This window comes from Acinetobacter rongchengensis (genome assembly GCF_003611475.1).
Classification (GTDB): Bacteria; Pseudomonadota; Gammaproteobacteria; order Pseudomonadales; family Moraxellaceae; genus Acinetobacter; species Acinetobacter rongchengensis.
The window spans coordinates 40896-63724 of record NZ_RAXT01000004.1 but is presented as its reverse complement, the minus strand read 5'-3'; the positions used below and the strand labels follow the sequence as shown (position 1 = coordinate 63724).

Here is a 22829-nt window from a genome sequence, read left to right as displayed (position 1 = left end):
ACTGTGTTATTTCACCGTTAATATGATCAAGTATTTATTCAATATGATAGAAAGAGTGGATATGTTAGGAATAAAGATCGATATTGAACAGCAGTTTTAATTTTATTGGATCACATAAATATCTTGAAAAATATCATTGGTGATGAGTTAATCAAGTTTTTATGGGTAAAACAAAGAGTTGCTAAACGATAGCAATCAATCGATAAGTGGAATAAGAATGAAAAAGCCACCTCAAAGTGGCTTTTGCTTCCGCTAAAACTTAGCGTGCACGATAAGTAATACGACCTTTAGTTAAGTCATATGGTGTCATTTCGACTTTAACACTGTCGCCAGTTAAAATACGAATATAGTGTTTACGCATTTTACCCGAAATGTGCGCAATCACTTCGTGACCGTTTTCTAGACGTACACGGAACATAGTATTAGGAAGCGTTTCGGTGACAACGCCTTCGAACTCGATAAGTTCCTCTTTATTGGCCATAGCCTACCTGATGATCAAATTGGAAAGGCGCAAATTATAGGCAATTTTTTATAGAAAGACAAGATTATTCGACTGTACAAGGTGGCAGATGACTTGAAAATAGGCGAACATATTGTTAAACAATTTCTACAAAAAAAAGCGGATAAATATTGTCAGTTTAGCCAATCGACGGTAATCTAAATCTAATGATTTAAGTATAAATGAATAACATACAAGGAAGGGCACTGCGTGAGTCAGCTAACTGATGCTTCGGTTGTTTTACGATTAGGCTATCAAGCGATCCGTCGTGCAGGATTGCCGACAGAAGAAATATTATCCAAAGCGGGTGTGACATTAAATCAAGTGGATCAAAATGCACGTACTCCGCTAAACGCACAATATGCTTTTTGGACTGCGGCTGAAGAAGTTAGCCGTGATCTTGATATTGGATTACATCTTGGAGAACACTTACCTTTATATCGAGGGCAAGTGATTGAACACCTGTTTATTTCGAGTGAAAACTTTGGAGAAGGGCTCAAGCGTGCTTTGGCTTATCAACGTTTAATCAGCGATGCATTTCATGCTAGCTTAGTGGTTGATGATAATGGGCGTTGTTATTTAACCAATGGTGAGCAGCCTTGGGGAGATAATATCGTCAATCGTCATTTCTCTGAATGTGCACTTTCAGGGATTTTACGATTTTTTAAATTTATTACCGAAGGGCGTTTTGAACCGATTTATATCGATTTCAATTTCAGCCAAGGCGCTTCTGATGCAGAATATTTTCGTGTTTATGAATGCCCAGTAAGTTTGGGGCAGAAAGAAACACGTTTGTATTTTGATCCTGCTATTTTAGATTATCCATTATGGCAAGCCGAACCTGAGCTTTTACAGTTACATGAGCAATTGGCGCTAGAAAAACTCCAAGAGCTGGCACGTTATGATCTTGTTGGAGAAGTTCGCCGTGCGATAGGTTCAACTTTAGAAAGTGGTGAAACCACACTGGAAACGGTTGCAGCACAACTGAACATTACCCCACGTCGTTTACGTACTCAGCTTTCTGAGGCAAATACCAGCTTTCAGCAAATTCTTTCTGACTATCGTTGCCGTTTAGCTAAAAAATTGTTGGCCAATACCAATGAAAGTGTAGAGCGTATAGTTTATTTAACGGGTTTTTCTGAGCCAAGTACGTTTTATCGAGCGTTTAAGCGCTGGACCAATGAAACACCAGTGGAGTATAGAAAGCGTAAACAACGTTGATAAATCTTCCCTAACCTTGAACCATTTATGGCGCAAGGAAAAAGAGAGGAATTATTAAAGATTTAAAATAATTTTAGATTCTCTTGCGTAGCAATGCTGTTCATTCCTCCTTCATCAAAGGTGAGGAGCATGCTCCGCAAGGAAGTATTTAAAAAATGCTTAACTAACTAACATTACTCCCTAACCTGCCTATGTAAAAGGGGGAAATTCCACTTTTTGAAATGGAAGGGTTAGGCGGTGCAAATATACTACTCAGGCATATTCAGCCAATGCGGGCCTAAAGGCATTTGAGGTAATTCGAATTGTTCAGGATAATCTGCATGGATGAAATATAAACCATCTGGTGGTGCAGTGATTCCAGCAGCCTTACGGTCTTCAGCAGCAAAAATTTGATCGATATGATCAACTTCATACATCCCTTGCCCGATTTCCAATAAACAGCCCATGATGTTACGCACCATATGGTGCAAGAAACCATCAGCTTGAATATCTAAAACCAAATAATTGCCATGTCGGATTAAACGGCAGTGTTTAACATGGCGCACAGGTTGATTCGATTGGCACGCTGCGGCACGGAAGCTTTCAAAATTATGTGTACCTTCAAATTTTGTGGCAGCTTCAATCATCTTATCGACATTGAGCGGATAAAACGCATGTGTCACTTGTTTATGGAGTAAAGCAGGACGATTTGCAGATTGATAGACCACGTAACGATAGCGTCGTGCTTGCGCTTTAAAGCGAGCATGGAAATCGTGATCCATTTCCTTAATCCACTGGATCGAAATGTCTTTCGGTAATTGGCTATTTGAGCCCATTAACCAGCCCCGTATTGGACGGATTGCATTGGTATCAAAATGCGCTACCATGTTGGTCGCATGTACTCCTGCATCGGTACGACCAGCACCGTGTAAAATAATGGGTTCGTCAGCAATTTTACTCAGAACTTTTTCCATCGTTTCCTGAATACTTCGCACACCTGCTTGTTGAGTTTGCCAACCCTTATAACGAATGCCACAAAACTCAATACCAATTGCAAAGCGTTGCATAAAAACCTCTATTCAGGAAGATCATACCAATGGTCGTACCATTGTTCCGAAGTGGGGTATTGTAAATAAATTTTCAGAATTTTGGCATAAAGATCTGCCTGACTGAGCGCATCGCTGACTAAAATCTTTGCATCTTTGATCCATTGACTTACTGCATAGCGTTGATCCATCCCGCCTAATGGGACTTGTGTGGAGAGGATTACTTGGCAACCTTTAAGCTGTAGTGCTTTAATTTTTTCGACAATATGATCATTTACCGCAAGATTACCAACGCCATAGGCCTGAATAATTAAAAAATGTGGAGGTTTGCTTAGTATTAAACCTAAGTTATGTGCCAATTGTTCTTGTTCAATAGGTAGCATCATCCAATTGATAATATTGAGTGTTTTTGCTTTTTCAAGATGTGAAAGTTGTACATTGATGACCTGAGGATCAATAGGAATCTCTTGATCTGCAATTTGCCCTCTAAATGCATCGAGTGCAGTGCTATGGGTTTTTAATGCAGTCCGAGCATGAATGACTTGATGAAAAAAGCTGAGATAGACACCAACAGGGAGCTTGAGTACTGCATCGAGTGCTGTATTTAAATTATCAATCGCATCTGTGAATTCACGCGTATTTTCACCTGAAATATTCAGCAGAGGGTACTGACTTCCTGTAATGACCACATGACAAGATTCAGCAAGGAACCGAGAAAGGGTTGCTGCTGCATAACTGAGTGTATCGGTACCATGAATAATAACAAAATGTTGAAAATTTTGTAGTTGGAGGCTTTGTATTTGTTGAATGAGTGCTAACCAATCTGAGGCAGTGCAAGCGCTACTGTCTTTAATATTCGGTGCTTTAAAACATTCAATTTTAAGATGTGCTGGAAGTACAAGTTGTAGTCGTGGTAGAAATTCTGTCTCAGGCATTGGTGCCAAAGGTTCACCTACACAACCAAAAGTACCACCCATATAAATTAAAGCAATTTTCTTGTTCATAATAAAAAAGCAGCCATGAATGACTGCTTTATCTTAAATCGAATAGCATTAAGAAGCTATTCGATTGAGTAGAGTTTGGGATAATTGACGTTGTTCAGCTGTATATTGTGATTCATTTTGTGAGAGAAGTTCACGTGCTGATGCATATGCACCCAAGTCAATATATTGTCGAGCAAGATCTAAATCTAGTTGAATTTCATCTGCTTGAGCTAACTCAGGGAAAGATTGAATTAAAGGATCATTTGAATCTACAGTTGCAGTTATTTCAGTTGTAGCAGGTGCAGTTTCAAAGTTTAACGTAGGAGATGTTACTTCGACTTGTTCTGTTTTTTGATCTAAATCAAAACTAAACGTGGGTTGTGTTTCAACCTCTTCGTTTGGAGTGAATTTAAATTCTAATTCATGCGACGGTGTCGCTGGTGTGTCTTCTTCAACTGTCGGTGTAATTGAAGGTTCTGCAAAGTCAAGTTTAAATTCGGTGCTAATTTCTTCAGCAGGTTTATCTTTAACTACAGGCGTCGTTTCAGTTTGTGTAAAACTAAACTCTAAAGGTGCAATATTTTCTACTTTCTTTTCTTCAACTGGAGCGGGAGCTTCAAATGAAAAATCAGCAGTAGGAGTTGTATCTTTTTGGGTGATTGAGTCAAGATTAAATTCTAATGGTTGAACTTGTTCTTGTAACGAATCATTTTGTTTTTCACGATTAATTGAAGTATTAAACTCAAGTGCATCGTTTAAAGTTTGCTGTTCATTTGCCTGACTTGCTTGGTCAGAAGGGGCTGAATGATCAATTAAAGCATCAAATGCAGCATGATTGGTCTTCGTTTCAGGTGTATCAGAGAGGCTAGGTTCAAATGCAATGGATTCAATCGGGCTGTCTGCTTGAGCTGCTTTTTGTTTTGCCTCAGCTTGAGTAACAATCTCATCTAAGCCCAATGAACGGATATGATTAACCAATTGATTGACCGCAAACTCATCCTTTTGAGCTAAATGTATATCTATTAAATACAAATAAAGATCGTGCTGTGAATTGTCTTGGTTTAAAGCTTGATTGATTTTTGCTTCAGCAGAGAAATAATTTTTCTCAGTAATCAATTTCTCAATATTTGCTTTTAATTCGGGATTTAACGGTTTTGCGACTTGCGTAATAACAGCTTCTTCTTTAACAACAGCAGTTTGTCGTTGAGAAGTGGTACTACGTGCAGTACGTGCTACATTTTTTTTCGCAGTCTTTTTATTATTCTTTTTCGTGCTGGCATTAGAACCAGTATTTTCTTTATTGGCATCTTCACGTTTTTTCAAAACGATAGCAACAACCAATAGTAAAATAAATGGAATCACATACAACAACATTTTATTTCCCCTTCATTGAGTACAATGAAACAATTTCCTAAATATATTCTAACTTTTTGGCTGTTTTGCATTTTGTTGCTGCAATTGTTGTTGCAACTGAGCAAGCCGAGCATTTAATAGTTGAATTCGTCGGTTCTTTTCTTGTAAAGCCGATGCAAGTTGAGTGACGTTCCTCTGTAATTTAACCGTTTTTTCACGGGATGTCATAACTTTTGTAGATAATTCAGTATTTGTTTGATTCACCTGAGTATTTTTCTTGGCAGAACCTTGTGGCGAATTTTGTTCATTGTCCGCAATTAAACTCATTTCAGCTTGATCTAAACGATACTTTGCAGATCCTGACTGTTTTCTTGTGGTGATTGGTGCTGTAGGTGTTTTGTATTTGACTTGAGGTGTTTGTTTATAACTTGCTGCTAAATTTAGCGCAGCACCACGACGAATACGATTAATATCACCTTGAATAAACGCATTGGCATTATTTTCTTTAATTTGCTTCATGACTTCAGGAATACTTTGTTGGGTTTCAGCTGCAATTCTTGAAGCAATGGTCCACAGTGATTCATTGGCTTGTACAACATGCTCTGGGTCATTGCCGTTGTTTGTTTTTTTGGTATGTGGCTTTACGGGCGGAGCTGTTTTTGTAGCAGCCTTAGCCGTTTCATTTTTTGCAGTTTCAGGTTTTGATTTTGTTGTATCTGTCTTAGCTTCTGGTTTGGCTTTCGCAGTTTCTATCTTGGTCGCTTCAGGCTTGGATTTTGTGGCTTCTGCTTTTGCGGTTTCAGCTTTAGGTTTTTCAGCTTCTGCCTTCGCTACTTCTGGCTTAGGTTGGGTGTTTTCTGTCTTCGTTGGTTCAGACTTCGCTTTTACTGCTGCAACTTCTATAGGAGTTGTTGTTTTTTGTACGTTTTGAATAGTTGGCGCTGGAGCGACAACAGCTTGTTGAGTAGTGGCTGGAATATGATTAGAGACGATCACTTGAGGTGCAGTTTTTGGTGTACTTTGTAATATGGGGGGGGCACTAACACTAATCACAAGTGGTCGTTGAAAATTTATAGAAGCAACTGATTTTGCTGTACTTGGAGTCGGTGTAGGCGTGTTTGCTTGATACGAGGTGCTGCTAGGCAAATTGAGTGCGATATCTTTCTCACTGACAATCACTTGAGGCTTTAGCAATTTTTCATTATTTGTGGCAGTGATTTTAGCTGTTGCAGGATTGGGGCGACCACGTGTTAAAGCTGTTTTAATTTGTTGAAGATGAGTTGCACTACCTTCTTTTACTTTTAATAAAATATTGAGTTCAGGATCAACCATAGGACGAGAAGAGGTAATCACAATGACCCCAGTACCATCATTAGAGCGTCGAGTATAAAAATTTAAGTGCCCAGGTGGTTGATTTGCGAATCCTACACTCATCATATCTTCAGCTTCTGCTAAGCCAACTTCGATTTTTTCATTTGGATTTGCATTACTAAACTTCATTTCTGCATAGAGCAAATCCCCAGATCCTGATTGAATTTGAATAGGATTGATGGTTATCGCACTGATTGATTGCGAAGTCATGATGGTTAAAATGGCAATTTTTAATTTGTTATATCTAGTCATCTCTATCCATTGCTCTGACGAAGTACAAGCCACTAAAATTATACAATACCTAGCTGTATTCTAAATGTAAAACTTTAACATTATGGTTACATAAATATAGTTACATAAAAAAGCCGATCAAGATAGATCGGCTTTTTTTTAATGTCGAGCTTTTTTACGATTTTAACTATTTTTGTAGTCAATTAAAATACGTAACATGCGGCGTAAAGGCTCAGCAGCGCCCCAAAGTAATTGGTCACCCACTGTGAATGCGCCTAGATACTCTTTGCCCATATTGAGTTTACGTAAACGACCGACCGGTACAGATAAAGTACCTGTTACTGCCACAGGCGTTAGATCAGTCATAGATGCTTCACGCGTATTTGGAACAACTTTTGCCCATGGATTAGACTGACGAATCATATCTTCAATTTCATCAAGCGGTACATCTTTCTTCAATTTCAATGTTAATGCTTGAGAATGGCAACGCATTGCGCCAATTCGTACACAATGACCATCAATAGGAACGATTTGAGAATTGCCTAAGATCTTGTTGGTTTCAACTTGACCTTTCCATTCTTCCTTAGATTGACCATTTTCAAGTTGCTTGTCGATATAAGGAATCAACGAGCCCGCTAAAGGTACGCCAAAGTTTGCAGCAGGGAAGCCTTCACCACGTTGTAATTCAGCAATTTTACTATCAATATCTAAAATAGCTGAACGAGGATCGTCCAAAAGATCTTTGGTATTGTTGTAAAGATAACCCATACCTGTGATGAGCTCACGCATGTTCTGCGCACCAGCACCAGACGCTGCTTGGTAAGTCATCGCCGTCATCCATTCCACCAAGTTTTGTTGGAATAAAGAACCCATGCTCATCAGCATTAACGAAACTGTACAGTTACCGCCAACGAATGTTTTGGTACCATTGACTAAACCATCTTTGATGACATTCAGGTTAACTGGGTCAAGCACGATAATTGCTTCATCATCCATACGTAATGTAGAAGCAGCATCAATCCAGTAGCCATTCCAACCTTCAGCTTTTAGCTTCGGGAAAACTTCAGAGGTATAATCTCCGCCTTGGCAGGTAATAATGACATCCATTTGCTTCAGACTGGTAATGTCCGTCGCTTCCATAAGTGCTGGAGCAGTTTTACCACCAAAAGCAGGGGCTTCACCACCTGCATTACTGGTAGAGAAATAGAATGGCTCGAAATGAGCAAAATCATTCTCTTCAACCATACGTTGCATAAGGACGGAACCAACCATCCCGCGCCAACCGACCAGACCTACTTTCATGTCACTTTGCCTCGGTGCGTTAAAAAATAAAAGGGGGCTTGAGTGTATCAAAAGGGTGTGTAACTGCAATAGCATACACAATGAAAACACAACTATATTGTGCAATATATCTTGTTTATGATACATGCAAAATTGATATTAATTTATGAATGAATAAAAAATTTAGAATATAAGAGTGACAAAATATGATTTGGATTGAAGTACTGGCAGTGATTGTGATTTGGCTGAGCTTTTGGTCACTGATTCCTCTAGATGAATGGTGGTTTCGGGGTGCAGATTTTCCAAGACTACAGATTTTGGCATTAGGTGTGATTGCCTTATTGTTTTTGTTGTTTTGGAAAGCGCCGTGGAACCTAACTCGTGAAATTATTTTACTCTTGCTTATTGCTGCTTTAGCCTTTCAGCTAAAGATGGTTTTACCCTATACCTTTTTATGGAAAAAACAGGTCAAGCAGGTTAAAAAACATCAATTGAATCGTGATCAACAAATTTCGGTCATTGTTTCCAATGTATTAACCCCTAATCAGCAATATCATTTACTGATTGAGCAAATTGAAAAACATCAACCTGATATCGTACTTACCTTAGAAACAGATCAAACTTGGCAAAATGAGCTTGCTAAAATTGAAAAAGATTATCCATATCGAGTGCCTGTTCCTCTCGATAATTTGTATGGCATGCACCTCTACAGCAAATTAAAACTGGTTGATACAGATGTTAAATTTATTTTGAGTGATGAAATACCATCGATTCATACCAGTGTGATTCTACGCTCTGGACAGCCAGTGCAACTGTATTGTTTGCATCCTAAACCACCCAGTCCGACTGAAGCGAAAGATTCAACATTACGTGATGCTGAATTGCTGATTGTGGGAGATCAAATTAAAGACTTAGATGAAAGCAGTATTGTGATGGGTGACTTAAACGATGTTGCATGGTCGCGTACAACACGGTTATTTCAGCGTATCAGTGGCTTACTCGATCCGCGCGTTGGGCGCCGATATGTTAATACTTTTCATGCCGATTATAAGTTTTTAAGGTGGTCTTTGGATCATCTATTTCATAGTACAGATTTTGCCTTAGTACATATGGAACGTTTGCCTCATATTGGATCGGATCACTTTCCGATTTATGTGGTATTGCAAACAGGGCGAGTCTTTGAACAGCTACAAGAAGAACTCGAACAGTCAGATGCAGATGAGGAAGAAGCACAGCAAGCAATTCAGGAAGGCATTGAAAAAGCTGAAAAAGAAGAAAAAAAGGTAACAGATGAGATAACTGATTCTTATCGGTAAAAAGGAATTGTTTGACAAAAATTGCTTAAAATGTTTGAGATTTGTAAGAAATTGCTTACATGGATTTAGTCTCTAAGCGGATAGTATCCCAATGCATTTAGGCTTAATCTTTACTCATCGGCAAACGGATATGGGAAAGGAAAAGTCCCACTAAGGAAGACAAAGCTGATGGAATAATCATCATGGATTTGATGTTGGAATGGATCACCAAATAAAATAACAATAAGACACGAAAGCACAACCTCATAAGCCCGAGTTTTGCAGGATGCAGAACTCGGGTTGTGTTCTTTGAGGGATTGAAAAATTCAAAAGATATCAATATAGCAATCACAAAAGTTACAAAGACAAAATGCGTACATTCAATTTCTATATACCTGCCCATAGCTCAGTCAGAGCAAATTAAGTCCATTCAATTTAATAAATCTTTTCGTAACCTTGAGGACGTGTTTTAAACCGACGATGGAACCACATATATTGGGTTGGTGCGATACGAAGCTGATTTTCAATGATTTTATTGACACGAATAGCATCATCTAACTCATCTTCACTTGGTAAAGGATCGACGGTAGGTTCAATCAAGACATGATATTGCGGATTTTTAATATCGCCATCACGATAAAAGTACAACGGAATAGCCACGGCTTTTGAGATTTTCAGCAAACGACGATGTGCGGTTACCGTTGCTGCTGGTATGCCAAAGAATGGCGCCATAACACCTTGTTTTAAACCAAAATCTTGATCTGGACTATACCAAATCGCATCACCCTCTTTTAAATGACGAATCAGCCCCCGCATATCATCATGGTCTATCTGAGCCTTATAAATCGTTGCCCGACAACGATAGATCAACATATCTAAAAGTGGATTATTTTGTGGGCGATAAACCACATCAGGTTCGAAGAATTGAGCACATAAGTAACCACCTGCATCGAGCATGGTGCTGTGCGTTCCAAGCAGTAAGATTCCTTGACCTTGTTGTTGTGCATGCGTGATGTGTTCTAAACCTTGAATCGTGACACGATCTTTAAACCATTGTGGCGAATACCATGCATTGAGTGTTTCGAACACACCAATCATTTGGTCAATAAAAACCTGACGTGAACGTTCAATCACTTGTTCAGCAGACCATTCAGGAAAGCAAACTTCTAAGTTGCGTATCGTGGTTTTACGCCGTGATTTAAGGTGGTTAAATGCAAAATTACCCAAAAACTTGGCTAAACGATGTTGAATAGACCATGGCAAGATTGCAAGCATCATTAAAAATAGGATGGCAATCCAAATTACCCAATATTTAGGTTGTAAGAATGCCCAATAAAATTCTCCAGGTTCGTACTGATGCTTTTTGCTCATAGCAATTTTGTAAATTTGAGGTAAGTTAAGACTGAAAGAAGTGTAGCATGAACCTGATTAAAGTAGAAAATTGCATGTTAATCAGAACAATTCGATAGGGAACAATCAATTGTATTTTCAATGCATGATTTATACGCTGTGACTTTGAAACAGATAATTAAAAACAAGGATATAGGAAATGAAAACGCTACGTTTAATTCACGGCGATATTACGATTCAAAAAGTAGATGCTATCGTAAATGCTGCTAATACTTCTTTATTGGGAGGAGGGGGTGTTGATGGTGCAATCCATCGCAAAGGTGGGGTTCAGATATTGGAAGACTGTCGAAAAATAAGAGCGAAACAAGGTGGCTGTGCAGTTGGTGAAGCAGTGATCACTACAGCAGGTTTATTGCCCAGCCGTTATGTGATCCATACGGTAGGACCTACTTGGCAAGATGGTCAACGAGGGGAGAATGAATTACTCAAAAAAGCATATCTGAATAGTTTAAAACTTGCCGAAAAGAACCAATTGACTACAGTTGCATTTCCAAATATTTCAACAGGTGTTTATCATTTCCCTAAACATCAGGCCGCGAATATTGCGATTCAAGTCGTACTTGAATATATGAAAAATGCGCAGAGCTTGGATGAAATTAATTTTGTCTGTTTTGATTTGGAAAATTTTAAAATTTATCGCAGACAACTGGCTGAAGTTGATCAAAATCAATTTCATGTTTTAGGTATATAATTGAATGCATTTCAATAGAAAAAGATAGCCATGAGAGATACTTATTTAGATACCAGTAAGGCTGTTCTGATCTTTCTTGTGGTATTGGGGCATTTTTTAGAAAGAATGGTCGGGTGGAATGACCCGATTGCACATACGTTATTGGGTACGATTTATTTTGTGCATATGCCTGCATTTATTTTTATTTCAGGGCTACTATTTAAAGATAAAAACTGGTTAAAAAATATTCTATTTTTTATTTCATTGTATGTTCCATTCCAAATTTTATTTCCTGCTTTTGATGCGATTTGGTCGGGGAATATGCAAATCAATAGGAATCTCTTTGAGCGACCGTATTGGATTTTGTGGTATCTGCTTGGCATGATGGTTTGGACATTGCTAACCCATTTTCTGATTAAAACAAAATTTGCAGTGTGGATTGCTTTGATTTTGGCACTGTGTGTTGGTTTAAGTCCTTGGAATAATTATCAATACTCAGTCGGGCGAATTTTTACATTCTTACCGTTTTTTGTGATCGGTGCGGTATATGGTAAAGCAATCATTCAAAGTATTCGATCAATTCGCTATGCAGAATGGTTTGGCGTATTGATTTTTATAGGTATTTTTAGTTTGGTTTATTTGAGTCAAATCAATCAATTCTGGCTGTATGGAAGTTTAAGTTATCAACAACTAAAAGTCAGCGCATTTGAAGGCACGCTGATACGACTGGGTTGTATGGCCGTTTCAAGTTTGGGGATTTTTGCGATTTTCGCAATCGTAAAACAATGTCAATCTCGCTTTCTTAAATTGGGTATAAATACTTTGCCTGTTTATTTATTGCATGGTTTTGTGGTGATTCTTATTTCAAAATATTGGAAATTAGAGAGTCATATTTTGATTGAGCTGATGATATGTTTTGGATTGTCGTTATTGACCTGTTGGATTTTGCAACAGCAATCTTTTGATATGCTATTAAGAAAAATGTCGTTGTGGTTGATGAAACCTGTTGAGAGATTAGGTTTGAAATAGTATAAATTTTATAGGGTTATGAATGGTTTAATGCGTGAAAAAAATGAAGATTAGAATCGCAACATGTGAAGATGTGAATCAAATTACAGCTTTAATTATACCATTTATTGATGAATTTGCAGTTGATAACAATGGTCGGCAACTTTTTTCCGCAGAGATAATCCAACGCTTGGTTGAAAACAGTGAGGTCAATTATTTTGTTTATGAAAATAGTCACAAAATAATAGGTGTTATCGCGTATAAGAAACCTGCACATTTGGTTCATTTCTTTATATCGAAAGCATATCAAGGGCAAGGAATTGGTCGAACAATGTGGAACTTTATATTGGATAAAGTACAACAAACTGAGGCCTTGGTATTTACCGTAAATTCAAGTTGTAATGCACAAATGGTGTATGAAAAATTTGGTTTTATCGTGCAAGGCCAGACCATTGAAAATCATGGCTTACGCTATGTCCCAATGAGCTTTGATCTTAGCTCTAAATCACTGAATTAGAAATAAAATGAGAAGCGATATCAGTAATATGGCTTCTAATTGTAGAGAAGTGATTCATCAATTTAATTATTGAGCTACAGGCGCTTGATCCTCTGCTTTTTGATATGCGGTTTTGCGTAGGCATTGAGTGGATAAATTGAGTATTTTTAGATATTAACCGTTATAAAAAACTCCGCACAATGACGGAGTTTTTTACATTTTAGATTAGCCTTTGCTAAGTGTTTCTAACGCTTCCCAACGCTCTAATTTTTCCATAAGCAAATCGTCAATTTCTGCTAAGCGTGTGGATAGCGTCATTGCGCGGTCTGCATCTGAAACAAATAAAGAACCATCTGCAAGCAATTCATTAATTTCAGCTTGTTCTTTTTCGAGTGCTTCCATTTCTGCTGGAAGTTGCTCTAAAGCACGTTGATCTTTATAGCTCAACTTTACTTTTTTAGCAGGTGCATCCACAGGAGCGGCCGCTGCTTCAGCTTTGGTAATGGCTTTTTTCACATCGCTCTTTTGATCTACAACTTTTTGATCAGGGCGCTGTTCTAAATAATCTTGATAGCCACCAATGTATTCATCAATATTACCTTTACCATCAAAGACCCAAGTAGATGTCACAACATTGTCCATAAAGGCACGGTCATGCGAGATTAATAATAAAGTGCCTTTATAATCACTCAACATTTCTTCGAGTAATTCTAAAGTTACCATATCCAAATCATTGGTTGGCTCATCCATCACAATTAAGTTTGATGGTTTAAGCAATAATTTCGCTAAAAGAATACGATTACGTTCACCACCAGACAGTGCTTTAACAGGAGTACGTGCACGTTCTGGAGAAAATAAGAAGTCTTGTAAATAGCTATAAATATGACGGCGACCACCATTTACATCCACAAAGTCAGAACCTTCAGAGACGTTCGCCATCACTGATTTTTCAAGGTCTAATGCATTACGTAATTGGTCAAAATAAGCCACTTCAAGCTGTGTACCTGTTTTCACAGAACCACCATGCTCAAGTTCGCCTAAAATTGCTTTAACCAATGTTGTTTTACCGACACCATTATCACCGACTAAACCAATACGATCACCACGTAAAACCAGTGCTGAGAAATCTTTGATGATTGGTGCATTATCACCAAAAGCGACACGTAAGTGTTCAATATCAAAGACCAATTTTCCAGAGCGATTGGCTTCTTGAGTCGACATGCTGACTTTGCCCTGTTGTGAGCGTCGAGCCTTAGACTGTTCACGTAAATCTTTCAATGCACGCACACGGCCTTCATTACGCGTACGACGTGCCTTGATACCTTGACGAATCCATGCTTCTTCCTCAGCTAAACGTTTATCAAATAAAGCGTTCTGCTTTTCTTCCGCTTCCATTTGCTGTGCTTTTAAATCGAGATAGCGAGAATAGTTACCTTCATAGCTACGTAAAATTCCACGATCAAGCTCAACAATACGTGTTGCAATACTGTCGACAAAAGCACGGTCATGTGAGATGAAAAGTAAGGTTAAATTATTTTGATCAAGTAAGAATTTTTCTAACCATTCAATACTTTCAACGTCCAAATGGTTGGTTGGCTCATCGAGCAATAACACATCAGGTTGAGTCAATAATGCACGTGCTAAAAGTACACGGCGTTTACGGCCACCGGACAAGTCAGCAAGATCAGCTTCTGGATCTAACCCCATTTTACTGAGAATAGAATTGACTTTGGTTTCTAAAGCCCAACCATCCAGAAGATCTAATTTGTGCTGTAGATTGCCCATACGGTCACAGGCTTCCATATCACCGAGTACACATGCATCACTGGCTTCATGGTATTCTTTAAGCACTTGAGCGGCTTCGCCTGCACCTTCTGCAACGATGTCTGCAACTTTACCTGAGTCCATTGGAACATCTTGAGCAAGCATGGAAATGGTGATGCCGTTTTGTAACGCAATTTCACCACGATCGGGCAATAAACTTCCCTCAATGAGCTTGAGTAAAGTAGACTTACCTTCACCGTTACGACCAATCAAACAGACTCGCTCGCCACGTTCTAAATTGAAGTTTGCGCCGTCGAGCAGGGCAGGTCCACCAAACGCGAGTTGGACATCCCTTAACGTAATATAGGCCATACTGTTTCCTAAACATCCCAAATGAGGACTTAAAATGACTAAACATAAAAATCTTGATGATCAGGCGTCATTTTCCGCACCCATAGAAGATTTGCAAGTCCGAATTGCATTTTTAGATGATTTAGTCGAACAATTAAATGATCAAGTGACGCAACAGAGCTTGGAACTTGCTGATTTAAAGAAACAAATGCAATTATTGTATCAACGTGTGGAATCTGCAGATTTGTCAGAAGGTATTGCAGCCTTTGATCCTTTGACCAATCGACCTCCGCATTATTGATCAACATTTATCCATGCTGAATTCCGATATCAACCTGAAATTTTGGATATTGGATTGGGTTGATGTCAAACAAGAGATATACAATTTATCGGTTTATTTGATATTTCTATTTGACCTTTGGTCAAAAGCTCGTTGTAATGCATGACTTTAGATAAATAGCAAACTCTTTAGCCATGCAGAATAAAGTCGTTTTACTTGATCTTGAAAATAATATGCCATCAGCAAAAATGCTGAGAGATATTGTTGAGCATTATCCAACTTTATATCTGTTTAATTGCGAAGGCGGTTTTCGATATTCACTAGAAGATTTAACCGAATTTTCAAGCTGGATCAGTAGTGGACAAGTTGTTATTTTAGAAACACCTGAAGCCTCTCAGAGAGAGTATGAATATGCTGTTGTTGTAGGGCAACTGATGGCATTGTTAGATTCGGAAACGCATATTGAAGTGATTTCTGCAATGCCGAATAGTGAAATGCTGATAGAACTTTTATGTGGATCGGATTTGAGTTGTAGTCTGATTCAGACCCAGTCGGATGTTGAAATACAAACCCATAAAATGGGTCTTCCTAGTTTGGCTACGATTCAAGAAAAGCCATATTTACAATTGGTGAAGAAGTATTGCGATGCTTTAGGCAAAATGTCAGGAAAGCCCAATACAATTGAAAAATTAAAAAATTCAATCAGTAATGTTTTGCAAGTTGTTCCAGAAAAAGCGCAACATTTGGTGGGAATGTTAATTAACCTGAAAATTGTAAAAAGCTTTGATGAACAAGTTTCTTTCCGCAAAAAGGTTTTAAAACAATGGGTCATGTTAAAAATTGATCAGCATGAATTATCGACTGAACCTAATGCAGATATGGTGGATGTAAAAGTCTTACCTAAAATGAAGCTCGAAAAAATTGATCAAATTTTAGAAAGTCTAAAACAAAATGTGGGTCAGGATCTAACTGAGGTTGCACATCAAGATGCAACGCAGAATGTGCAAAAAGCACTTTTTAAGAATTTTGAGAAAATTGATCCAGTACAAATGGAAGTTATTCGTAAACTGAATGAATTGAAAGATAATAAACCTAAAGATATTTACCAACTCAGAGATGTATTGGAGCAGTTATTTCCAAAGACGGATATTCGTCTGTTGCTCAAAGAATTGATTGAAAAAGGCTATATTTATTGGAATGGGCATGAAGTTGTATATAGCCATGAAATGTATTTAAACTGATTTCTATCTTATATTGTTTGTTGGATTGAATGATTATAGCATTCGGATTATTGCTATTTATTCAGTTGAGTTAATCGCATATTGCGGTATCACAAACCCATTAAATCGCAAATTTTAAATCGTTTAGCATTTATTCTTGAAAATATTGAATGGAAAGTTGAGTTAAATTTAGATTATTTTTTACTTGTGAATAATTAATGATTTCATAAAGTTATTCTAATTTGTATTTAGTGTGGCTGAATTCTATGTGCAAATTAATTTATCTGACAAACTTGCGTTTTATATTCAGCTTATGCAACTCTAATATAAGTAACAAAAGGTGAACTATGGAACACACTGGTCTTTGGGTTGCGCTCATTATTATCGTTTTTGTATTGGGCTCAATTTTTGGCTTACGCGTAAGCCCTAGAGAAAAAGCATTAGGTTTAATGCGAGAAAAAGCACGTAAGATGGGGTTACATCCCCGTTTAGTGGCTGCGCCAGAGTGGACAAAAGTTCCTATGGCAACGGAAAAAAGAGCGAGTATGGTGGCATATTACAGCGTACTTATTCCAGAAGCCCGCTTGCCTTTGATGCGTGCAAGGGTAGAGGATTCAAAATTAATCATCATCCAAGGAGATGATAAATTTAATGATTTTCCCATTGCATTAAAAGGTATTTATGCTATTGATATGCAAGCAAACTGTGTCGGAATGTATTGGGATGAAGAAATAGACCTAAGAGCGACACAACTTGATGATATGAAAGCATTTTTACTTAAATTGGCTGAATTTTAATTTCATAAACACAGGATAATTGGTTCATTATGGCGAAAGCTCCTCGGTCCACAACAAGCAAAAGCACTACAGCAGACTCTCCTAATGCTGGGAAAAAACGTGCCTTAGTGATTGTGGAGTCGCCTGCAAAAGCGAAAACCATCAATAAATATTTAGGCTCAGATTACATCGTGAAGTCATCCGTAGGTCATGTTCGTGACTTACCTACAGGTGGTTCAAGTAAATCGACAGAAAAAAAGCCAGTGACACGGACTAAATTGACTGAAGCGCAGAAGGCTGAAAAAGCACAAACAGCTTTAGTTAACCGTATGGGTGTAGATCCTGAACATGACTGGAAAGCACACTATGAAGTGCTACCTGGTAAAGAACATGTCGTTGCTGAACTGAAAAAGCTTGCTTCGCAAGTTGATGAGGTCTATCTCGCAACGGATTTGGACCGTGAAGGGGAAGCGATTGCTTGGCATTTAAAAGAAGTGATTGGTGGGGATGATTCACGTTACCAACGTGTCGTATTCAACGAAATTACCAAAAATGCGATTCAAGATGCGTTTAAACATCCAGCACGTCTTGATATTGATAAAGTCAATGCACAACAAGCACGTCGCTTTTTAGATCGTGTTGTTGGATTTATGATCTCGCCATTGTTGTGGGAAAAAATTGCCCGTGGTCTTTCAGCAGGTCGTGTGCAATCTGTTGCAGTAAAACTGGTGGTTGAGCGTGAACGTGAAATTCGTGCTTTTATTCCTGAAGAATATTGGCAAGTCTTTGCAGACACCAAGTCAAAGAAAGATGATATTCGCTTAGAAGCGGTTAAACAAAACGGCAAAACTTTAAAGTTACAAAATAAAGCGCAAACTGATGCTTTATTGAAGATTTTAAATGATGCTGAGTATAAAGTTGCAACACGTGAAGATAAACCAACCAAGGTTAATCCAAGTGCACCTTATATCACATCGACACTTCAACAGGCGGCAAGTACGCGTCTAGGTTATTCGGTAAAGAAAACCATGATGCTTGCACAACGTTTGTATGAAGCGGGTTTTATTACGTATATGCGTACTGACTCGACATTCTTAAGTGATGATGCCGTCAATATGGTACGTACCCATATCGAAACTGAGTTTGGCGCTAAATATTTACCTGCCAAGCCAAATCGTTATGGCAACAAAGCCAATGCGCAAGAAGCCCATGAAGCGATTCGTCCATCTAACATTGCTTTGAAAGGCGACAGTTTAGTTGGAGTCGAACGTGATGCTCAACGTCTTTATGATTTAATTTGGCGTCAGTTTGTTGCATGTCAAATGACACCAGCCGAATACCTTTCATCAACGATTTTGGTCGATGCCAATGGTGTGGAGCTAAAAGCCAAAGGTCGTACCCTTGTTTTTGATGGTTTTACCAAAGTTCGTGGTCAGAACAAATCTGATGATGATGTGCTTTTACCTGCAGTCAAAGTGGGAGAAGTACTCAAACTTGAAAAACTCGATCCATCACAACATTTTACCAAGCCGCCTGCACGTTTTACTGAAGCCTCATTGGTTAAAGAGTTGGAAAAGCGTGGTATTGGTCGACCTTCGACTTATGCTGCAATTATTTCAACCATTCAAGATCGTGGTTATGTGAAGCTTGATAATCGCCGTCTCTTTGCAGAAAAGATGGGTGAAATTGTCACAGACCGTTTGGATGAAAATTTCAATAACCTCATGAATTATGCATTCACCGCAGATTTAGAAGGCCAATTGGATAAAGTTGCAGATGGTCAACGGAATTGGAAAGAACTTTTAGACAGTTTCTATGGTGATTTTAAAAAGCGTTTAACAACTGCTCAGGGTGAAAACGGTATGCGCCGTAATTTACCTGTCGAAGTGTCAGCTGTACATTGTAAAGAATGTGAGCGTCCAATGCAGATTCGTACTGGAACGACAGGTGTATTCCTTGGCTGCTCTGGTTATAACCTACCACCCAAAGAACGCTGTAAAGGGACATTGAACCTAACACCTGTTGAGTCATTGGCTGTGCTTTCGGATGATGATGGTGCTGAGACAGCAGATCTAATGTCGAAAAAGCGTTGTCCAATCTGTGGTACAGCAATGGACAGTTATGTGATTGATGGTGGTCGTAAATTGCATATTTGTGGGAATAATCCTGACTGTAATGGTTATGAGCTTGAAGAAGGTGAGTTCAAAATCAAAGGTTATGATGGCCCAACCATTCCATGTGATAAATGTGATGGTGAAATGCAGTTGAAAACAGGTCGTTTTGGGCCATATTTCGCATGTATGAGCTGTGACAATACCCGTAAAGTATTGAAAAATGGTCAGCCTGCGCCACCACGTGTAGATCCGATCAAAATGGAACACTTACGCTCAACTAAACATGATGATTTCTTTGTCCTTCGTGATGGTGCGGCAGGTCTGTTCTTGGCTGCAAGCAAGTTCCCGAAAGTTCGTGAAACTCGTGCACCAAAAGTTGCTGAATTGCGTTCTGTTGCAGATCAGCTTGATCCGAAGTATCAGTTTATTTTGAATGCGCCTGATGAAGATCCAGAAGGTAATCCGACATTGGTGAAATTTAGCCGTAAAAACCAAGCGCAGTATATTGGTTCTGAAACACCTGAAGGTAAACAAACCAAATGGTCATTGGTTTACCAAGACGGAAAATGGGTTGAAGCTTAAGCTTTAAAATAATTGCTAAAAAATGCTCACATTGGTGGGCATTTTTTATATGATGAGCCTTAATACATAAAAATAAGTTTAGGTTGAAAATGATTCCAATACGCTCGATTGCTGTATCTGCTGTTTTATTATCAGAAATAGAGGGTGAATTAAACATTCTATTGATGAAACGCGTCAAAGGTGGTTTTTGGTGTCATATCGTTGGCAAAGTCGAAGCAAATGAAACAGCGAGTCAGGCTGTTCTTCGTGAAATTGGTGAAGAAACAAGCATCCAAGTACGCCAATTATTTAGTGCGGATTATATAGAGCAATTTTATGAAGCAAGTCAGAATGTAATTGAAATGATTCCTGTATTTGTGGGATTTTGTGATAAAAATCAAGTTGTGGTTTTAAATGGTGAACATATTGATTATAAATGGTGTAATTTAACTGAAGCAAAAGCATTGGCTGTATTTTCAAATCAGAAAAAACTCTATGACTTTGTTTGGGAGCATTTCGTCATCAATCAACCAGAAGTGTTGTTAGAAATTAAATAAATATTAAATTTTACTGCTTTATTAAACATTATCTCATTGCGATTGAGGTTGAAATGTGGAAAACGATTAGAGTTATTATTTTATTGGCAATTTTATTGATTGTTGGCGTAAATGCTTGGCGAGATATGAACCAGGATTGGTCTAAGCCGATTGTGGTTTTACTGCATCCGATCAATGCAGATGGTCAGGCAACAACTTCACGCTATATTCAACAAATTTCGAGTAATGATGTCATCGAAATCCAAAACTATCTACAAACAGAGTCTAAAGAATTTCGAGATCAACCCATTGCCTTTCATTTTCGATTGGGTAGAGAACTCACAACACTACCTCCGAAAACGCCTGATCAGTCGAGTGCGTTACAGAGTATTTTATGGAGTTTGAAGTTTAGATTCTATGCATGGAAACAACACAAAGGGGGTGATGGATCTCCTTCAGTGACTTTGTATCTTAACTTTTATGATCCTCAAATTCACAAAACCTTAAAACATTCCACAGCCTTAGAACGTGGACGGATTGGAATAGTCAATCTATTCGCTTCTCGTAAGCAAAGTGGCAGTAATACAGTTGTTCTGACACATGAATTACTGCATACATTTGGTGCAAAAGATAAATATGATCGTGTAACAGGGCAACCTATTTATCCGCTTGGTTATGCGAATCCCGAGCAGAAACCACTCTACCCGCAACAACGTGCGGAGATCATGGGAGGGTATATTCCAGTTTCCCAAACCAAGAGCAAAATACCGAACAATTTGCATGACACCATGATGAGCCGTTTAACAGCACAGGAAATCGGGTGGGTGAAATAGACGCTCTAGACAGTATTTTCTACGAAGGATAAGACAGTCGTTTTGTACTTACTTTGATGCAGATTTTATACAGACAAAAATCTGAATCGGATCAACAATAAAATGAATCAATAACAACCAAGAGAAGAATATGCGTACAGTTGGAAATGATATAGTTCGTCATCAGTTACATGAAAATCGGAAATGGTATCTGTTACTTGGGGCATTACTGGTTATTTTTGGATTAATTCTACTGGCTTCATTGGGTATGGCTACACTCACCGTGGTAGTTCTATTTGGTGTATTGATGATGGTTGGTGGTGTACTACATCTGATTGCAGCATTTAAAATCTTTGATGGTGGCTTCCGCTGGCTATGGGCATTGTTTGCTGTGTTGTATTTTGTTGCAGGTTATTATGCGTTTAGCTCACCAATTACCACGGCTGTGGTTCTGACAAACCTATTGGCAATCGCATTATTGATTGGTGGTTTTATTCGAATCTTTAATGCATTTATTTTAAAGCCAATGTCAGGTTGGGGATGGACATTATTTTCAGGTCTACTCACTTTAGTTACAGGTGCAATTATTCTTGCATCTCCAGATGCACCATTCTGGGTGCTAGGGATGTTTTTAGGGATTGATATTTTATTCCAAGGTGTGAACTACCTAACTTTTGCAGCGGCTATCAAACAAATACCACCTGCAAGCCATTCATAAATTTCAGTATTTAAAACTGAAAGGAGTCTATTTTAGGCTCCTTTTTATTTCAGTTGGGGCTCACATTTGAATACTTGAGTTGGATAATCTGTTGAATCAAGGGGTTACTGTATATTGGCTTGAAATGGCGATACGATTCCAAGTGTTAATCACAATGGCAATCCATTCAATTGCGGTGATTTCCGCTTCGGATAATACCTTTGCAGCATCTTGATATGCTGAATTTGGGAAATGTTGATTAGCAATTAATGTAATTTCTTCAATTAAAACGAGTGCTGCACGTTCTTTCTCTGAAAAATAACCACTTTCACGCCAAGCGCTAATCAATGCGATACGTTCCATCGACTCGCCCGTTTTGATTGCATCTTGTGTATGCATTCGTACACAGAAGGCACACTGATTAATTTGGGAAGCTCTTAATTTAAGTAAGTGGGAAAATCCGACATCAAGTTCAGCATCTTGAACTTTTTGCATCGATAAATTTTCAAGTTCTAAGACTGTTTTATAGAGTTCAGGGGCTGTTTTGCCTAAATTGACACGTTGCATATATAACCTATTTTAAAGAGAGAATTATTGTTCAGAATGATTTTATCTGTAAAATGGATCTCACTTTGTTTCGTTTATGCATAAAAATAATCATGAATAAAACTTATAAGGTTTCTTTCATTCTCTCTGCTATGGTGAGTATCGTATTTTTCATGGTTGAAGAATTAAAGCAGGATGGTATCCGTATTGATTTAGGTGTAGGCGTAATTCTTGGGTTCTTTGCATTGCTGATTATAATCGCATGCTACTTCTATCTACGAAGTGAAGACAAACGATATTTAAGTCAAAAAGAAAAGCCGACTGGTTAA

The 22829-nt window shown here is 38.3% G+C and carries 22 protein-coding genes; 13 read left to right on the top strand and 9 right to left on the bottom strand.

Translation table 11 applies throughout. The annotated features are described in order from the left end of the window. Window positions 1-259 precede the first annotated feature (259 nt). Complete coding sequence (gene infA / locus D7V20_RS03795) at window positions 260-481, bottom strand: translation initiation factor IF-1 (RefSeq protein WP_001284370.1); 222 nt, start codon at window positions 479-481, stop codon at window positions 260-262. Between the two features lie 228 nt (window positions 482-709). On the opposite strand from infA, the gene D7V20_RS03790 reads away from it, so the two are divergent. Next, window positions 710-1720, top strand: coding sequence for an AraC family transcriptional regulator (locus tag D7V20_RS03790; protein ID WP_120383008.1), 1011 nt, complete (start codon window positions 710-712; stop codon window positions 1718-1720). A gap of 248 nt (window positions 1721-1968) precedes the next feature. Here D7V20_RS03790 and truA read toward each other — a convergent pair whose 3' ends face one another. The 5 genes from truA to asd all read right to left on the bottom strand — a co-directional run bounded on the left by truA (window position 1969) and on the right by asd (window position 7985). Then, a complete protein-coding gene (gene truA, locus D7V20_RS03785; protein WP_120383007.1) occupies window positions 1969-2766 on the bottom strand; it encodes a tRNA pseudouridine(38-40) synthase TruA in 798 nt (265 codons plus the stop codon). Between the two features lie 8 nt (window positions 2767-2774). Next, complete coding sequence (locus tag D7V20_RS03780) at window positions 2775-3749, bottom strand: asparaginase domain-containing protein (protein WP_120383006.1); 975 nt, start codon at window positions 3747-3749, stop codon at window positions 2775-2777. A gap of 48 nt (window positions 3750-3797) precedes the next feature. Next, window positions 3798-5102, bottom strand: a complete 1305-nt coding sequence (locus tag D7V20_RS03775) for a hypothetical protein (protein ID WP_120383005.1) — start codon at window positions 5100-5102, stop codon at window positions 3798-3800. Window positions 5103-5150: 48 nt separating this feature from the next. Next, a complete protein-coding gene (locus tag D7V20_RS03770; protein ID WP_120383004.1) occupies window positions 5151-6704 on the bottom strand; it encodes a FimV/HubP-related protein in 1554 nt (517 codons plus the stop codon). A 162-nt stretch (window positions 6705-6866) separates the two neighbouring features. Next, window positions 6867-7985: an aspartate-semialdehyde dehydrogenase gene (gene asd / locus D7V20_RS03765; RefSeq protein WP_120383003.1), complete on the bottom strand. Its 1119-nt coding sequence runs from the start codon at window positions 7983-7985 to the stop codon at window positions 6867-6869. A 185-nt stretch (window positions 7986-8170) separates the two neighbouring features. Between asd and D7V20_RS03760 the strand changes: the two genes are divergently transcribed. After that, window positions 8171-9280 (top strand): endonuclease/exonuclease/phosphatase family protein, encoded by a 1110-nt coding sequence (locus D7V20_RS03760; RefSeq protein WP_120383002.1) that lies wholly within the window; start codon window positions 8171-8173, stop codon window positions 9278-9280. Window positions 9281-9694: 414 nt separating this feature from the next. On the opposite strand, the gene D7V20_RS03755 is transcribed toward D7V20_RS03760, so the two are convergent. Beyond that, window positions 9695-10630, bottom strand: a complete 936-nt coding sequence (locus tag D7V20_RS03755) for an LpxL/LpxP family acyltransferase (protein WP_120383001.1) — start codon at window positions 10628-10630, stop codon at window positions 9695-9697. 178 nt (window positions 10631-10808) lie between these two features. Here D7V20_RS03755 and D7V20_RS03750 point away from each other — a divergent pair, with 178 nt between their 5' ends. The 3 genes from D7V20_RS03750 to D7V20_RS03740 are packed head-to-tail and all read left to right on the top strand — an operon-like array spanning window position 10809 to window position 12864. Further along, window positions 10809-11360, top strand: coding sequence for an O-acetyl-ADP-ribose deacetylase (locus tag D7V20_RS03750; RefSeq protein WP_120383000.1), 552 nt, complete (start codon window positions 10809-10811; stop codon window positions 11358-11360). Window positions 11361-11390: 30 nt separating this feature from the next. Next, window positions 11391-12368 (top strand): acyltransferase family protein, encoded by a 978-nt coding sequence (locus D7V20_RS03745; protein WP_120382999.1) that lies wholly within the window; start codon window positions 11391-11393, stop codon window positions 12366-12368. A 43-nt stretch (window positions 12369-12411) separates the two neighbouring features. After that, window positions 12412-12864, top strand: a complete 453-nt coding sequence (locus D7V20_RS03740; protein WP_120382998.1) for a GNAT family N-acetyltransferase — start codon at window positions 12412-12414, stop codon at window positions 12862-12864. A 204-nt stretch (window positions 12865-13068) separates the two neighbouring features. Here the strand turns inward: D7V20_RS03740 and D7V20_RS03735 are convergent, their stop codons facing one another. Continuing rightward, entirely contained in the window at window positions 13069-14979 is a 1911-nt protein-coding gene (locus tag D7V20_RS03735; RefSeq protein WP_120382997.1) for an ATP-binding cassette domain-containing protein, read from the bottom strand. Window positions 14980-15013: 34 nt separating this feature from the next. Here D7V20_RS03735 and D7V20_RS03730 point away from each other — a divergent pair, with 34 nt between their 5' ends. The 7 genes from D7V20_RS03730 to D7V20_RS03700 all read left to right on the top strand — a co-directional run bounded on the left by D7V20_RS03730 (window position 15014) and on the right by D7V20_RS03700 (window position 21975). After that, the gene (locus tag D7V20_RS03730) at window positions 15014-15259 is read left to right on the top strand and encodes a SlyX family protein (RefSeq protein ID WP_120382996.1); all 246 of its coding nucleotides are present in this window, start codon (window positions 15014-15016) and stop codon (window positions 15257-15259) included. 173 nt (window positions 15260-15432) lie between these two features. Further along, entirely contained in the window at window positions 15433-16479 is a 1047-nt protein-coding gene (locus tag D7V20_RS03725; protein WP_120382995.1) for a coiled-coil domain-containing protein, read from the top strand. 326 nt (window positions 16480-16805) lie between these two features. Then, window positions 16806-17255 (top strand): ammonium transporter, encoded by a 450-nt coding sequence (locus tag D7V20_RS03720; protein ID WP_120382994.1) that lies wholly within the window; start codon window positions 16806-16808, stop codon window positions 17253-17255. 29 nt (window positions 17256-17284) lie between these two features. After that, on the top strand, window positions 17285-19930 hold the full coding sequence (gene topA / locus D7V20_RS03715) for a type I DNA topoisomerase (protein WP_120382993.1): 2646 nt from the start codon (window positions 17285-17287) through the stop codon (window positions 19928-19930). Between the two features lie 89 nt (window positions 19931-20019). Beyond that, the gene (locus D7V20_RS03710; RefSeq protein ID WP_120382992.1) at window positions 20020-20466 is read left to right on the top strand and encodes an NUDIX hydrolase; all 447 of its coding nucleotides are present in this window, start codon (window positions 20020-20022) and stop codon (window positions 20464-20466) included. Between the two features lie 53 nt (window positions 20467-20519). Beyond that, window positions 20520-21278 (top strand): hypothetical protein, encoded by a 759-nt coding sequence (locus tag D7V20_RS03705; protein WP_120382991.1) that lies wholly within the window; start codon window positions 20520-20522, stop codon window positions 21276-21278. A gap of 130 nt (window positions 21279-21408) precedes the next feature. Next, window positions 21409-21975: an HdeD family acid-resistance protein gene (locus D7V20_RS03700; protein ID WP_120382990.1), complete on the top strand. Its 567-nt coding sequence runs from the start codon at window positions 21409-21411 to the stop codon at window positions 21973-21975. Window positions 21976-22071: 96 nt separating this feature from the next. Here the strand turns inward: D7V20_RS03700 and D7V20_RS03695 are convergent, their stop codons facing one another. After that, window positions 22072-22521, bottom strand: coding sequence for a carboxymuconolactone decarboxylase family protein (locus D7V20_RS03695; protein ID WP_120382989.1), 450 nt, complete (start codon window positions 22519-22521; stop codon window positions 22072-22074). Window positions 22522-22586: 65 nt separating this feature from the next. Between D7V20_RS03695 and D7V20_RS03690 the strand changes: the two genes are divergently transcribed. Continuing rightward, a complete protein-coding gene (locus tag D7V20_RS03690; RefSeq protein WP_147395792.1) occupies window positions 22587-22829 on the top strand; it encodes a hypothetical protein in 243 nt (80 codons plus the stop codon).

Bases quoted from the DNA above. Each gene is read 5' to 3' on its own strand.
- infA (WP_001284370.1), bottom strand. From the start codon at position 481: ATGGCCAATAAAGAGGAACTTATCGAGTTCGAAGGCGTTGTCACCGAA.
- truA (WP_120383007.1), bottom strand. From the start codon at position 2,766: ATGCAACGCTTTGCAATTGGTATTGAGTTTTGTGGCATTCGTTATAAG.
- D7V20_RS03780 (WP_120383006.1), bottom strand. From the start codon at position 3,749: ATGAACAAGAAAATTGCTTTAATTTATATGGGTGGTACTTTTGGTTGT.
- D7V20_RS03775 (WP_120383005.1), bottom strand. From the start codon at position 5,102: ATGTTGTTGTATGTGATTCCATTTATTTTACTATTGGTTGTTGCTATC.
- D7V20_RS03770 (WP_120383004.1), bottom strand. From the start codon at position 6,704: ATGACTAGATATAACAAATTAAAAATTGCCATTTTAACCATCATGACT.
- asd (WP_120383003.1), bottom strand. From the start codon at position 7,985: ATGAAAGTAGGTCTGGTCGGTTGGCGCGGGATGGTTGGTTCCGTCCTT.
- D7V20_RS03760 (WP_120383002.1), top strand. From the start codon at position 8,171: ATGATTTGGATTGAAGTACTGGCAGTGATTGTGATTTGGCTGAGCTTT.
- D7V20_RS03755 (WP_120383001.1), bottom strand. From the start codon at position 10,630: ATGAGCAAAAAGCATCAGTACGAACCTGGAGAATTTTATTGGGCATTC.
- D7V20_RS03750 (WP_120383000.1), top strand. From the start codon at position 10,809: ATGAAAACGCTACGTTTAATTCACGGCGATATTACGATTCAAAAAGTA.
- D7V20_RS03745 (WP_120382999.1), top strand. From the start codon at position 11,391: ATGAGAGATACTTATTTAGATACCAGTAAGGCTGTTCTGATCTTTCTT.
- D7V20_RS03740 (WP_120382998.1), top strand. From the start codon at position 12,412: ATGAAGATTAGAATCGCAACATGTGAAGATGTGAATCAAATTACAGCT.
- D7V20_RS03735 (WP_120382997.1), bottom strand. From the start codon at position 14,979: ATGGCCTATATTACGTTAAGGGATGTCCAACTCGCGTTTGGTGGACCT.
- D7V20_RS03730 (WP_120382996.1), top strand. From the start codon at position 15,014: ATGACTAAACATAAAAATCTTGATGATCAGGCGTCATTTTCCGCACCC.
- D7V20_RS03725 (WP_120382995.1), top strand. From the start codon at position 15,433: ATGCAGAATAAAGTCGTTTTACTTGATCTTGAAAATAATATGCCATCA.
- D7V20_RS03720 (WP_120382994.1), top strand. From the start codon at position 16,806: ATGGAACACACTGGTCTTTGGGTTGCGCTCATTATTATCGTTTTTGTA.
- topA (WP_120382993.1), top strand. From the start codon at position 17,285: ATGGCGAAAGCTCCTCGGTCCACAACAAGCAAAAGCACTACAGCAGAC.
- D7V20_RS03710 (WP_120382992.1), top strand. From the start codon at position 20,020: ATGATTCCAATACGCTCGATTGCTGTATCTGCTGTTTTATTATCAGAA.
- D7V20_RS03705 (WP_120382991.1), top strand. From the start codon at position 20,520: ATGTGGAAAACGATTAGAGTTATTATTTTATTGGCAATTTTATTGATT.
- D7V20_RS03700 (WP_120382990.1), top strand. From the start codon at position 21,409: ATGCGTACAGTTGGAAATGATATAGTTCGTCATCAGTTACATGAAAAT.
- D7V20_RS03695 (WP_120382989.1), bottom strand. From the start codon at position 22,521: ATGCAACGTGTCAATTTAGGCAAAACAGCCCCTGAACTCTATAAAACA.